The sequence below is a fragment of the Arthrobacter sp. Y3221114 genome (genome assembly GCF_059092625.1).
This window is the reverse complement of record NZ_JBNHHW010000001.1, coordinates 184,379-196,986: the sequence shown is the minus strand read 5'-3', so window position 1 is coordinate 196,986 and position 12,608 is coordinate 184,379. Positions and strand designations below refer to the sequence as shown.

Sequence of the window (12,608 nt, the reverse complement as noted above, 5' to 3'; positions counted from 1 at the left end):
ATTAGGCTGGGCGCATGACCGAAACCATCGTCGTGCTGACCGAGGAACCGCTTAATGACGCCGACCTGAAGAACTTCGGTTGGCTGGCCGGCGAGCAGACCGCCGGCGAGCAGGCCACCTTCCGGGTGCTGATTCCCGAGGACACCAAGCGAAACCTGCTGCTGGATTTCGTCGAGCGGCTGAGCATGTTGGAGGTCGGCACCGCGTTCCGCGAGCTGGCGCACGGCCAGCCGAGTCCGGAGGAGGCCCGGCACGAGGCCGACGAGGCCAGGCGCATCTCCGCCAGGCTGCTGGCGGAAGCGGGCTTCAACGCCACGGTGGACATCGTTGAGGACGACGGAGTGTCCGCCCTGGTCAAGTACGTCGGGGAACATCCTGCAGACCGGGCGGTCGTCATCACCCGGCCGCATTCCATTTCCGACACCTTCCATACCGACTGGGCCAACCGGGCGCAGGACAAGCTGGGCATTCCGGTCCTGCACCTGTACTCGGGCTCGGGATACATTGGCGACTCGTGAGCGTTGGAGAGAATATGAGCAACACAGAGGCCGGGCAGTTCCCGGTGACCAAGACCGACGATGAATGGCGGCAGGAGCTGAGCCCGGAGGAATACCATGTGCTCCGCGAGGCCGGCACGGAGCGCCCCTACACCGGCGAATACTGGGACACCCATACCGAGGGGGTCTACAGCTGCCGCGCCTGCGGAGCCGAGTTGTTCACCAGCAAGGAGAAGTTCGACTCCCACTGCGGCTGGCCGTCCTTCTGGGCGCCGCTGGCCGAGGGAACCGTCCGCTACCTGCGGGATTCGACTATGGGGATGGAGCGGATCGAAGTCCGCTGCGCCAGCTGCGACTCGCACCTCGGGCACGTGTTCGAGGGCGAGGGCTACGGGACTCCCACGGACCAGCGCTACTGCATCAACTCGGTGTCCCTGACGCTGAAGGACACGCAGTAGCTTTTCGTACCGCGCCTCCCCCCGCGCCTGCGGCGCTTATAAGTTTCATCTGATTGAGCCCGGCCAGCACGAGCCGGGCTTAATCATTCCCGCCCGCCGCGGCACCGAGCATTACAGTTCCTTACGTGAGGTCGCTTTTGACGTAAGTAGGGCTGTTGCGTTGCTACGCTCGCTACATATTCCAACGTCAGGCGCCGGGAGAGCCGGCCCGATGGAAAGGCGAGGCGACGATGACCATCACCCCCACCCGCAGCAACCACAGTGCCGCCGTGCACGGCAATCCGGCGCAGCACCCGGCCTGGCTGCGTCTGAAGGAGGCGGCCGCCGCGCTGCGCGGACTCCAGGTCCACGACGGCTCGGTACCGGACGACGGCAACAAACCCGCTGCCGCCGGACATACGGACGTGATCATCGACGCCATCGGCCAGCTGGCCCCGCTGTTCGAACACGACGCCGACTACCTGGAGAAACTGGTTGTGGATTTCCGCCGCTGGCGCGACGGCGGCTTCGGCGTCCCGGACTTCCTGGACTCGCTGCTGGCGTTCCAGCCTCAGCAGCACCGGATCAACGGCCTGCGGCACCTGGTGGTCTTCCCGATGTACACGCAGAACGGCAGCAGCGACCGGCTGGTCGAAGCCGTGCTGATCGAAGTCATTTGGCCGGACTTCATCGGCGAACTGGAATCGGGCTCCTACTCCAACAAGCTGTTCGTGCCCATCCGCTTCCTGGACTTCACGGCCGGCTACGACACCAACTCGGCCGTGCTCTTCCCGGAGACCGTGGCCGTGCGGGAAACCCCCGCCTTCACCTGGGGCGCCATCTTCGCCGACCGCGAGGCTGCCCGGTTCCGCAAAGTGGTCCGCGCCGCGGCCGACATCACCTCGCTGGACCTGCCGGAAGAAGCTGCGGCCCTGCTCGACGACCAGCAGTTGACGCAGGAAACCTTTGTCATGTGGGACCTGATCCACGACCGCACGCACATGCGCGGCGACCTGCCCTTCGATCCGTTCATGATCAAGCAGCGGATGCCGTACTTCCTGTACTCGTTGGAGGAACTGCGCTGTGACCTGACCGCCTTCCGCGAGTCGGTGCGCCTGGTTCAGGACGCCACCGCGTCCGATGAGGTCCGCAGGCACGCCCGGCTGGTGCAGTACGCGGTGATCTTCGACCGGATCTTCCGCTTCGCCATCACCGGCAACCGGGTGCGCAACTACGACGGCCTGGGCGGCCAGTTGCTGTTCGCCTGGCTGCACCAGCACCGGGTGCTGCACTGGACGGACGGCAAGCTCTCCATCGACTGGGACAACGTCGCGGACGCCGTCGTCGCCCTGGGCGGGGAGATCGAGGACCTGTACTGGCGCTCCATCGACCGGCCCAAGGTGGCCCACTGGCTGGCCGCCTACGAGATGCTGACCAAGACGCTGACCCCGCACCCGGCCTCGGTCTGGGCCAAGGGCCCCGATGCCCTGCCGCTGACCGGGCTGCCGCGCGAGGTCACCGACCAGGTCATGGACGACGAGTTCCCGCTGTCCATGTTCTACGAGGCCCTCTCGCGGAAGATGAAGCCGGTGATCGAATCCACCTCGGGGATCACCGGAGAGTCGGCCTGACATGGCCGCCGCCGAACACCAGGGCACCGGCGACGGGTCGCCCGATGCCCAACGGCTGCTGGCCGCCGCGCCCGGCCCCGGCCGGCTGGCTGGCCTGACGGTGGTCGTCGCCGGGGCATCCGGCGCCTCCGGCCAGGCCGTCACCGCTGCCCTGACCGGCGCGGGCGCCACGGTGCTGGCGGTCGGCAGCAGCAAGGACCGGCTCGACGCCGCCTACGCGAAGAACGACGCCGTGGCCTCCTACCAGTGCGACCTCGCCGACCGCCGGGCCGTGGAAGAGCTGGCCGGCGCCGTCGCCGCCGGGCACGGCGGGGCCGACGGCCTGATCCACCTGGTGGGCGGCTGGCGCGGCGGCCGGGGCCTGGCCGGACAGTCGGACGAGGACTGGGACTTCCTGCACCGGCAGCTGATCGGCACGCTGCGGAACACCACCCGGGCGTTCTATTCCCAGCTGGAGGCCTCCGCGTCCGGCCGCGTGGCCATCGTCTCGAGCACGGCAACGGATTCCCCCACCGCGTCCGGCGCCAACTACGCCGCCGCCAAAGCCGCCGCAGAGAGCTGGATGTTCTCGGTGGCCGACGCCTTCCGCCGGGCCCAGTCCGGACGCAAGGAGGATCCCGCCCCCCAGCGCTCCGCCGCCGTCGTCCTGGCCGTCAAGGCCCTGCTCGACGACGCCATGCGCCGGGCAGATCCGGAAAAGGCATTCGCCGGTTTTACCGACGTGGCAGACCTGGGCCGCGCCGCCGCCTCCCTGTTCACGCTGGACGCCGCCCGCCTCAACGGGGAACGCATCCGGCTGGCCTGACCCGGGCCCGGCTGTGACGGCACCCACTCATTAAGGAATACTGAAACACGTGACTGACTCCCCCCTGCTTGCCGGTTCCCTGCACGACACCGACCTGCGCGGCTTCGCCTCGGACAATTACTCCGGTGTCCATCCGGAGGTCCTGACCGCGCTGGCCCACGCCAACACCGGGCACCAGGTTGCCTACGGCGAGGACGCTTATACTGCGCGGCTGCAACAGGTGATCGCCGGACACTTCGGCGACGCCGCCCAGGCTTTCCCTGTGTTCAACGGGACCGGCGCCAACGTGCTGTCGCTGCAGTCGCTGTTGCCGCGGTGGGGCGCCGTCATCTGCACCTCCTCCGCGCACATCAACGTGGATGAAAACGGTGCCCCCGAACGCGTGGGCGGGATCAAACTCCTGGCGGTGCCGGCCGACGACGGCAAGCTCACCCCGGACCTGATCGACCGCGAGGCGTGGGGCTGGGGCGACGAACACCGCGCGCAGCCGCTGGCCGTGTCCATCACGCAAAGCACCGAGCTGGGCACGCTGTACAGCATTGAGGAAATCCGCGCCATCGCCGACCACGTGCACGAACGCGGCATGAAGCTGCACATGGACGGGGCACGGCTGTCCAACGCGGCCGCCTCCCTGGGCACCGACCTGCGCAGCTTTACCACCGACGCCGGGGTGGACATCCTCTCGCTCGGCGGCACCAAGAACGGCCTGCTCTACGGCGAATGCGTGGTGGTGCTGAACCCGGATGCGGCCAACGGACTGCAGTACCTGCGCAAGATGAACATGCAGCTGGCCTCGAAGATGCGGTTCATCTCCGCCCAGCTCATCGCCCTGTACGACGGCGACCTGTGGCTGCGCTCCGCTTCCCACGCCAACGCGATGGCCGCCCGGTTGCGCGCCGCCGTCGAGGGCGTCGAGGGGCTGTCCCTGACCCAGCCGACCCAGTCCAACGCCGTGTTCGCCGCGCTGCCGCCCGGGGTGGCGGACCGGCTGCGGCAAAAATTCCGCTTCTACGACTGGGATTCGTCGCGCGGGGAGGTCCGCTGGATGTGCTCCTTCGACACCACCGAAGACGACATCGACGCCTTCGCGGCGGCCATCCGCAGCGAACTCTCCTAGTCCCGCGCCGGGATGCCCGCCGCTCCACGGCGCGCCTGCCTGACGTCTTATGGCACCAGGGCATAATCTGGCTGTGTGAGTGCGATTGATCTCTCAGCAGTGCCGCCTGAGTTCATGCGCGCGCTGTCGGCCCTGCGCCAGGCGCAGTGCCGGAATGAACTGCGGCTGGAGGAAATTCCCGCGCCCTCCCGGCTGGCACCCTTCGCGGTGGCCCTCGGCGCGGAAGTTATCGCCGAACCCGGCCCCCGGCCGCTCCACGGCCCGGTGGTCACGGCCCTGCAGACCGCCGACGGCCCGGAGCTGGCCACCGGCCGCTTCATCCTGCTGCACGATCCCGAAGGTTCGGCGGTCTGGGACGGAACCTTCCGGATCGTCACCTACATCCGCGCCGAGCTCGACGCCGACATGGGCAACGACACCATGCTCGGCTCCGTGGCGTGGGACTGGCTGGTGGAAGCCTTGGAGAACCACGGCGCCCCGTACCGCAACGCCGGGGGCACCGCTACCCGCATCCTGTCCGAAAGCTACGGCACGCTGAGCGGGCAGCAGGACTCGATCGACATCGAGCTCCGCGCCTCCTGGACGCCTGCTTCCGCCGACATCCGCTCCCACCTGGAGGCGTGGAGCGACATGGTGTGCACCTACGCCGGGCTGCCGCCGCTGCCGGAAGGGGTAGCCGCCCTGCCGCACCGCCGCCGCAACTGACCAGCCGACGCCCGCCTGCAGGGCACCCCGCGTGCCGGCGCGTCCTGCCATTCGGCCGGGCGCATGCTGCTGGCCTAAACTGAACGGATCATGAGCTCCTTGACTTCGGACACGTCCGGGCACAACAGCCCTGACCAGAGCACTTCCAACGACGCCGCAGAACACCGGGAGCAGACCCCACAGCTGATCCACCTCGATGCGCCGCGCGACGGAGTTCCGCTGGTCATCGCCACCGAGTCGGGGCTGCAGCGGGCCGCCGCTGCGCTGGCGGCCGGCACCGGTCCGGTCGCCATCGACGCCGAGCGGGCCTCGGGCTTTCGCTACGGGCAGCGGGCCTTCCTGGTCCAGTTGCGGCGTGAGGGTGCCGGCACCTGGCTGATCGACCCCGAGCCGTTTGAGGACCTGAAGCTGCTCAATGACTCCCTGCGCGGCGTCGAGTGGATCCTGCACGCCGCCAGCCAGGATTTGCCCTGCCTGTCCGAGCTGGGCATGTGGCCCGACAAATTGTTCGATACCGAACTCGCGGCCCGGCTGGCCGGCCTGCCCCGGGTGGGCCTGGCAGCCGTCATCGAATCCCTGCTCGGCTTCACGCTGGCCAAGGAGCACTCCGCGGCGGACTGGTCCACGCGCCCCCTGCCCGAGCCGTGGCTGCGCTACGCCGCGCTGGACGTCGAGGTGCTCATCGAGCTCCGCGACGCCCTGATCGGCAGGCTGCGCGACACCGGCAAGCTCGAATACGCGCTGGAGGAATTCGAGGCGGTGCGCGCCGCCCCGCCGTCGCCGCCGCGCGTCGACCCCTGGCGCCGCACCTCCGGGCTGCACCAGATCCGCGACCGCCGGCAGCTGGCCGCCGTGCGCGAACTCTGGAACGAACGCGAAGCGCTGGCCGCCAAGCGCGATGTTGCACCGGGCCGGCTGATCCCGGACTCGGCCATCGTCGCCGCGGCCAAGGCCATGCCCGCCACCGTCCCGCAGCTGCTGGAGACGCACGGGTTCCACGGCCGGGCCGCGCAGCGTGAAGCACCGCGCTGGCTGCGTTGCGTCGCCACGGCCCGGGGCGAGACGGACCTGCCTCCCCTGCACCTGCCCACCAACGCTCCCCCGCCGCCGCGCTCCTGGGCGGACAAGGACCCGGCCGCCGCGGCCCGGCTGCAGACCGCCCGCCCCCGGCTGGCATCGCTCGCCGAGCAGTTGGACATGCCGGTGGAGAACCTGCTCACCCCCGACTACCTGCGCCGCACCGCATGGCGACCGCCGGAGCCCGTCACGGAACAGTCGGTGGACGCCGCCTTGGCCGAACTCGGCGCACGCCCCTGGCAACGCAAACTGACGGCCGGGCTGCTCGCCGAAGCGTACGCCAACCCGGAGCCGCTGGCACTCAAGGAGAACCCTGAGCCCGAGGCCGCCACCGCCGGCGGCACGGCGGGCACCCCCGCGCGCCGGCGGACCTCCACAACCGTTGCAGGGCCCGCCGATTCTTCAGCGGGGGTGGTGTCCGGCACCATCCGGCGGCGCCGGCGTGAACGGCATTCCCCCGCCTGACTCCCTCTGCTGCCCCGCCGCGGAGCCACGCGGGCGGCGGCCGGGCACGGTCAGGACGGCCAGGCTGACGATGACCAGAAGGATCCCGATCCAGCCGGCCGGCGCCAGCCGCTCGCCCACCACCAGGACGGCCAGCACCGCGGCCACGACAGGCTCCGCCAGCGAAAGCGTTGTGGCGGTGCTGGCGCGCACCCGCACGAGGCCGAGGCCGAACAACACGTAGCCGGCGAACATCGGGACCAGTGCCATGTAGGCCCCCACGGCCGCGTTGCCCCACGAGGCCAGCAGCGGAGCGCCCGTGGCCAGCAGCACCGGCATCAGCAACAGTCCGCCCAGGCCGAACATGGCACCCATGGCGGCACGGGCGGGAACACCGCCGCCGATGATCCGATGCGCCGCCCAGGAGTAGAGGGCGTAGGTCAGTCCCGCTAACAGGCCCAGGGCAATGCCGGCAATCGTGCCGCCCGCGCCCCCGGCACCGCCGCCGTCCGCGGCACCGTTGCCGCCGCCTCCGGCGGCCGCGAAACACAGCAGGGCGGTTCCGGAGAGCCCCAGCACGGCGGCGCCGGCCCAGCGGGCCCCCAGGATGTGACGGTCGACAGCCCGTTCAATGAGCGCGGACGCCAAGGGGGCGGAGCCTATGCTCACCACCGTGCCGACGGCAACGCCGGCCAGGTGCATGGAGCTGTAAAAGGCCAACGGGTACACGGCGACGGCGACCGCCCCCAAAAGCACCAGCTTCCACCGCACCCGCAGTTGCGGCCGGGCATGCCCCATCGGCCGCAGCGCGGTCAGCGCCTGAAACAGCCCGCCCACTCCCATGGCCACCGCGCCGATGGCAAGCGGACCGACGCCGGGCGCGAAGGTGGCGGCCGTTCCGGTAGTCCCCCACAGCACCGACGCCGCCAGCACCAGGAAGGCGCCGGCAGAGGCCGCCGCCGCCCGGTGCCGCTGCTCTTCTGCTTCCATGTCCCCCCGCCGGTTGTCTGCGCCCAGCGTAGCCGCCGCAGCGCACCCTGGGCACTCGCTCCACCGGACCAGCAGCCGTACTTGCTGGCTAAGTTACCGGCGGGTAACGTCTTGCCTAGCACTGTGTCCCGCATCTCATGGAGGTATCAGGTGAGCCCTATGTCCCCGCCCCGCGCCCTGCGCGATGTCGTCTTCGTCGACGGCGTGCGCACCCCGTTCGGCAAGGCGGGTGAGAAGGGGATCCACGCTGGCGCCCGGGCCGACGACCTGGTGGTCAAGTGCATCCGGGAACTCTTGCGCCGCAACCCGTCGCTGCCGCCCGGCCGCATCGACGACGTGGCCATCGCCGCCACCACACAGACCGGCGACCAGGGCCTCACCATCGGCCGCACCGCCGCGCTTCTTGCCGGCCTGCCCCGCTCCGTCCCCGGCTTCGCCATTGACCGGATGTGCGCCGGCGCCATGACCGCCGTGACGACGACGGCCGGCGGCATCGCCTTCGGCGCGTACGACGTGGTCGTGGCCGGCGGCGTGGAACACATGGGGAACCATCCAATGGGCCAGGGGGCGGATCCGAATCCGCGGTTCGCCGGCGAGCGCCTGGTGGACCCTGCGGCGCTGAACATGGGCAACACCGCCGAGAACCTGCATGACCGCTTCCCCGCGATCACCAGGGAACGCGCCGACGCCTATGCTGCGGCCAGCCAGGCAAAGCTCGCCGCGGCCTACCGGAACGGCAGCATCCAGCCCGACCTGGTGCCGGTGGCCGGCCGCAAACCGGGTGAAGGCTGGTCGCTGCACAGCGCGGACGAACCCCCGCGGCCCGACACTACCGTGGAAGACCTGGCCGGGCTGCGGACCCCGTTCCGCCCGCACGGCCGGGTCACCGCCGGCAACGCCGCCGGCCTCAACGACGGCGCCACGGTCTCCCTGCTGGCCTCTGCGGAGGCAGCCGGCGAGCTCGGCTTGCCGGTGAAGATGCGCCTGGTCTCCTACGCCTTCGCCGGCGTTGAGCCCGAGGTGATGGGCATCGGGCCCGTCCCAGCCACCGAGAAGGCCCTCAAGATGGCGGGCCTGGACATCGCGGACATCGGCTTGTTCGAGATCAACGAGGCCTTCGCCGTACAGGTGCTGTCCTTCCTGGACTACTACGAAATTGCCGACGACGATCCCCGCGTCAACCGGTACGGCGGGGCCATCGCCGTCGGCCATCCCCTGGCCGCCTCCGGCGTTCGCCTCATGACGCAGCTGGCCCGCCAGTTCGCCGACGACCCGTCGGTGCGCTACGGACTGACCACGATGTGCATCGGGCTGGGCATGGGGGGAACTGTGATCTGGGAGAACCCGCACCATGCAGATTATTCGGGCGGCACCGCCGATACGGCCGCCGCAACTGTCGGAACCGCCGCCCCCGCGGCAGCACAGGCACGAGAGGACCACGCATGAACCCCGACTACACGGCCCTGGCCGCGAAGTTCCCGGACGAGACCGTCACCCACTCCTACGTGCAGGATGTGGAACTGCCCGGTGCCGGCACCCTGGCGCTGCTGACCCTGGACAATGACCTGGACCACCGCAAGCCGACCACCCTGGGCCCCAACAGCCTGGTGGAACTCGGCACGGCACTCGAAGGGCTCAAGGCGCGGGCCGCGGCGGGCGGGATCTCCGCCGTCGCCATCACCGGCAAGCCTTACTACCTGGTCGCCGGAGCCGACCTGGGCGCCGTGGGCAGGCTCACCGGCCCCGAAGACGGACGGACGATGGCCCGGCTGGGCCACGATGCCTACGCCACGCTCGCCTCCCTGGGCGTGCCGACGTTCGCCTTCATCAACGGGGCGGCGATGGGCGGCGGGCTGGAGATCGCGCTCGCCGCCGACTACCGCACCGTCTCCACCGGCGCCGGCGCCATCTCACTGCCGGAAGCCTTCCTGGGCCTCATCCCCGGCTGGGGCGGGGTCTACCGGCTGCCGCGCCTGATCGGCCCGGAGAATGCCGTCCAGGTCATGGTCGAGAACCCGTTGAGCAACAACAAGGCGCTCGACGGTGCGGCCGCCTACCGGTTGGGCATCGCCGATGTGCTGTTCGAACCGGCCGATTTCCTGGAGCAGTCGCTGGCCTGGGCCGCGCGGATCCTGACCGACGACGACGCCCGCCGGCTGGTCGCCGGCCGCCGTGCTGAAACCTCCGCGGCCACCGAGGCGGACTGGGACAAGGCCCTCGCGGCCGGCCGGAAGTTCGTGGAAGCCAAGACGTCCAACGCCGCGCCGGCGCCGGCCAAAGTCCTGGACGTGATGGACGCCGGCCGGGGCAAGAGCCAGCAGGAATCCGCGGGGCTGGAAGTCGAAGCGCTGGCGGAATTGATGCAAAGCCCGCACTTCCGCGACACGGTTTACGCCTTCCTGGAGCTGGTGCAAAAGCGTTCCAAGCGGCCGGCCGGCGCGCCGGACCCCAAGCTCGCCCGGCCCGTCACCAAGGTGGGCGTGGTCGGCGCGGGCCTGATGGCCAGCCAGCTGGCGTTGCTGTTCGCCCGCCAGCTGAAAGTTCCGGTGGTCCTGACGGACATCGACCAGGCCCGGGTGGACAAGGGCGTGGGGTATGTCCACGCCGAAGTGGACAAGCTGCTGGCCAGGAAGCGGCTCTCGGCCGACGCGGCCAACCGCACCAAGGCCCTGGTCACCGGCTCGGTCTCCAAGGAAGCGTTCTCGGATGCCGACTTTGTGATCGAGGCCGTGTTCGAAGAACTGGCGGTCAAGAAGCAGGTCTTCGCCGAGGTCGAGGCAGTGGTCTCCGAGGACTGCATCCTCGCCACCAACACCTCATCCCTGTCGGTCACGGAGATGGCAGCGGACCTGCTGCATCCCGAACGCGTGGTCGGCTTTCACTTCTTCAACCCGGTGGCCGTCATGCCCCTGCTGGAAATCGTCCGGGCGCCAAAGACCAGCGACGACGTGCTCTCCACCGCCTTCGTCCTGGGCAAGGCACTCAAGAAGACCACCGTGCTGGTCCAGGACGCGGCCGCCTTCGTCGTGAACCGCGTGCTGCTGCGGCTAATGGGGGAAGTGGCCACCGCCTTCGACGAGGGCACGCCCGCCGACATTGCCGACAACGCGCTCAGGCCCATGGGCCTGCCGATGACCCCGTTCACCCTGCTGGCCATGGTCGGCATCCCGGTGGCCCAGCATGTCACCGAGTCGCTGAACGCGGCCTTCGGCGACCGCTTCCGGGTCTCCGCCAACCAGCAGCGGCTCATCGACAACGGCATCACGTCCCTCTGGATCACCGACGACGACGGCCGGCAGGTGATTCCCGAGTCGACCCTGGCGCTGCTGGAGTTCGGAGACTCCCCCAGCAGCTCCGAGCAACTGCTGCGGCGCACCCAGGACGCCCTCGCCGAGGAGATCGGGCTCATGCTGGAAGAAGGCGTGGTGGCCGCCCCGGAAGACATCGACCTGTGCATGATCATGGGTGCGGGCTGGCCGCTGCATTTGGGCGGCATCACCCCTTACCTGGACCGGGTCGGCGCCTCCGAACGGGTCAACGGCCGAAAGTTCCACCCGGAGCGGTAACCGCAGCCGCCGAAGCCGGGGCAACCAAGAACCCCAGTGCCTTGGCTCTCACACTGAACGCAACGGGCACAAGGGCGAGAGAGACAAGCAGGCCGAACAACATGGGCGGCCCGCCGACGTTTGCGACGGATCCGGCGTGGACAAAAACGCCTGCAACGATCAACGACATGAAGCATAGCGAAGCCGTCATGACGGTGGCCCATCGCTTTGACCGGCGGGTCGACACGTTGCCCGCCACCGCGGCCGAAAGCAGCTGCCAGGACGCCAGCAAGGCCACCTCGAAACCGCCGATGGCAATCACGATTGCCGTGACGTACGGGGGCGCCAGGTACGCAACCTCGGGGTAGGCACCGGCGTACTCTGCGGCGACCCGCGGAACAATCAGCAGCTGAGCCAGCAGTGCCCCAACAGCAAGGGCTCCGAGGATGGTGCGGAAGGGTGTGGCTCGCTGGCTGATCATAGGGCAATCATCACCTGCGTGGACTGACTGGCGGAAGCGCTAGGCGCAAGTGAACAGGCATAATGCCAGTAACGAAAGGTGAGACCATGGCGGCAGTCGTTACTCCAGCGCGGCGACCTACTGCCGGACCAATGGCGGCGACGGTTGTGCTTTTGGCTTCGCTGGTCCTCTTTTTCGTCACCGACAACGCGCTGGTGGTTGTCGCCGTAGCTGGTGCCATGGTGTTCTCACTGTTCGGACTGCAGATGTCCAGTGGTACTGGATCCCGTCTAGCCTCGGCGCATTGCTGCTGCTCTTGCTGCTTGCGCTCATGATTCCCCTGTGGACTGGAGGCTAAATGGTCGAGGTTGGGAACCCCAAACAGGGTTTACAACCCTACGTCCCTGCCTCTGCGAACGCCGATAGCCGCGATTCTCTTAGACTTGCCGTGTCTCAGCAATGAAGCTTCAAGAAACTACGAAAGCGACAGGAGTGGCCCCATTGTACAAGTCGTCAGTTACTCCCAATCGGACCATGACGACGATCTTTCGGGTCGCTTCAATTCTTGGGATTATTGCAGCTTCAGCGAACCCTCTCAGGGATACGGGCGAGTCTGAGTCCCGGAAGCTTTTTGAGACCGTCGACGAGTTTTGCGCGGCCGTCAACAAGCAAGTCACATAACTGCAACCACCCCGTATTGTGCTGTGCGGAGGGCCCCTGACACCAATGGGCTTAACTCGAACCGTCAGCTGTTGACAGGATGGTTGGCCCGGCAGGGCTGCGTCCGTGACCGTGCAATGCATCAGGTTAACTTCGCCGCGGGCCGCGGTACATCGAGGCGTGCCGCCGGTCCTGAGGACCGCCGATCCCGTAACGGGCGAGGTTTGGTCAACACGCACT

General features: G+C 68.8%; 11 protein-coding genes. 9 read left to right on the top strand and 2 right to left on the bottom strand.

Features of this window, described 5'->3' with window-relative positions:
* Positions 1-14: 14 nt before the first annotated feature.
* From AC5RV3_RS00850 to AC5RV3_RS00820, 7 genes are all read left to right on the top strand, one after another.
* The gene (locus AC5RV3_RS00850) at positions 15-518 is read left to right on the top strand and encodes a hypothetical protein (protein ID WP_494112571.1); all 504 of its coding nucleotides are present in this window, start codon (positions 15-17) and stop codon (positions 516-518) included.
* A 14-nt stretch (positions 519-532) separates the two neighbouring features.
* Complete coding sequence (gene msrB, locus AC5RV3_RS00845; RefSeq protein WP_494013865.1) at positions 533-955, top strand: peptide-methionine (R)-S-oxide reductase MsrB; 423 nt, start codon at positions 533-535, stop codon at positions 953-955.
* 230 nt (positions 956-1,185) lie between these two features.
* The gene (locus AC5RV3_RS00840; RefSeq protein ID WP_494120559.1) at positions 1,186-2,565 is read left to right on the top strand and encodes a DUF6421 family protein; all 1,380 of its coding nucleotides are present in this window, start codon (positions 1,186-1,188) and stop codon (positions 2,563-2,565) included.
* Between the two features lies 1 nt (position 2,566).
* Entirely contained in the window at positions 2,567-3,370 is an 804-nt protein-coding gene (locus tag AC5RV3_RS00835) for an SDR family NAD(P)-dependent oxidoreductase (protein ID WP_494120558.1), read from the top strand.
* A 49-nt stretch (positions 3,371-3,419) separates the two neighbouring features.
* Positions 3,420-4,487 carry a threonine aldolase family protein gene (locus tag AC5RV3_RS00830; RefSeq protein ID WP_494120557.1) on the top strand — a complete coding sequence of 356 codons (1,068 nt, stop codon included), beginning with the start codon at positions 3,420-3,422 and terminating at the stop codon, positions 4,485-4,487.
* 114 nt (positions 4,488-4,601) lie between these two features.
* Entirely contained in the window at positions 4,602-5,192 is a 591-nt protein-coding gene (locus AC5RV3_RS00825) for a DUF3000 domain-containing protein (protein WP_494120998.1), read from the top strand.
* Positions 5,193-5,282: 90 nt separating this feature from the next.
* Positions 5,283-6,734, top strand: coding sequence for an HRDC domain-containing protein (locus AC5RV3_RS00820; protein ID WP_494120556.1), 1,452 nt, complete (start codon positions 5,283-5,285; stop codon positions 6,732-6,734).
* Here the strand turns inward: AC5RV3_RS00820 and AC5RV3_RS00815 are convergent.
* Positions 6,672-7,703 carry a DMT family transporter gene (locus AC5RV3_RS00815; protein WP_494120555.1) on the bottom strand — a complete coding sequence of 344 codons (1,032 nt, stop codon included), beginning with the start codon at positions 7,701-7,703 and terminating at the stop codon, positions 6,672-6,674. The genes AC5RV3_RS00820 and AC5RV3_RS00815 overlap by 63 nt on opposite strands.
* Positions 7,704-7,862: 159 nt before the next feature.
* On the opposite strand from AC5RV3_RS00815, the gene AC5RV3_RS00810 reads away from it, so the two are divergent.
* Positions 7,863-9,149, top strand: coding sequence for a thiolase family protein (locus AC5RV3_RS00810; protein WP_494120997.1), 1,287 nt, complete (start codon positions 7,863-7,865; stop codon positions 9,147-9,149).
* Positions 9,146-11,269 carry a 3-hydroxyacyl-CoA dehydrogenase NAD-binding domain-containing protein gene (locus AC5RV3_RS00805; protein WP_494120554.1) on the top strand — a complete coding sequence of 708 codons (2,124 nt, stop codon included), beginning with the start codon at positions 9,146-9,148 and terminating at the stop codon, positions 11,267-11,269. The genes AC5RV3_RS00810 and AC5RV3_RS00805 overlap by 4 nt, the downstream gene beginning before the upstream one ends.
* Here AC5RV3_RS00805 and AC5RV3_RS00800 read toward each other — a convergent pair.
* Positions 11,238-11,729, bottom strand: a complete 492-nt coding sequence (locus AC5RV3_RS00800; protein ID WP_494120553.1) for a DUF2975 domain-containing protein — start codon at positions 11,727-11,729, stop codon at positions 11,238-11,240. The genes AC5RV3_RS00805 and AC5RV3_RS00800 overlap by 32 nt on opposite strands.
* Positions 11,730-12,608: the final 879 nt, after the last annotated feature.

Bases quoted from the DNA above. Each gene is read 5' to 3' on its own strand.
- AC5RV3_RS00850 (WP_494112571.1), top strand. From the start codon at position 15: ATGACCGAAACCATCGTCGTGCTGACCGAGGAACCGCTTAATGACGCC.
- msrB (WP_494013865.1), top strand. From the start codon at position 533: ATGAGCAACACAGAGGCCGGGCAGTTCCCGGTGACCAAGACCGACGAT.
- AC5RV3_RS00840 (WP_494120559.1), top strand. From the start codon at position 1,186: ATGACCATCACCCCCACCCGCAGCAACCACAGTGCCGCCGTGCACGGC.
- AC5RV3_RS00835 (WP_494120558.1), top strand. From the start codon at position 2,567: ATGGCCGCCGCCGAACACCAGGGCACCGGCGACGGGTCGCCCGATGCC.
- AC5RV3_RS00825 (WP_494120998.1), top strand. From the start codon at position 4,602: ATGCGCGCGCTGTCGGCCCTGCGCCAGGCGCAGTGCCGGAATGAACTG.
- AC5RV3_RS00820 (WP_494120556.1), top strand. From the start codon at position 5,283: ATGAGCTCCTTGACTTCGGACACGTCCGGGCACAACAGCCCTGACCAG.
- AC5RV3_RS00815 (WP_494120555.1), bottom strand. From the start codon at position 7,703: ATGGAAGCAGAAGAGCAGCGGCACCGGGCGGCGGCGGCCTCTGCCGGC.
- AC5RV3_RS00810 (WP_494120997.1), top strand. From the start codon at position 7,863: ATGTCCCCGCCCCGCGCCCTGCGCGATGTCGTCTTCGTCGACGGCGTG.
- AC5RV3_RS00805 (WP_494120554.1), top strand. From the start codon at position 9,146: ATGAACCCCGACTACACGGCCCTGGCCGCGAAGTTCCCGGACGAGACC.
- AC5RV3_RS00800 (WP_494120553.1), bottom strand. From the start codon at position 11,729: ATGATCAGCCAGCGAGCCACACCCTTCCGCACCATCCTCGGAGCCCTT.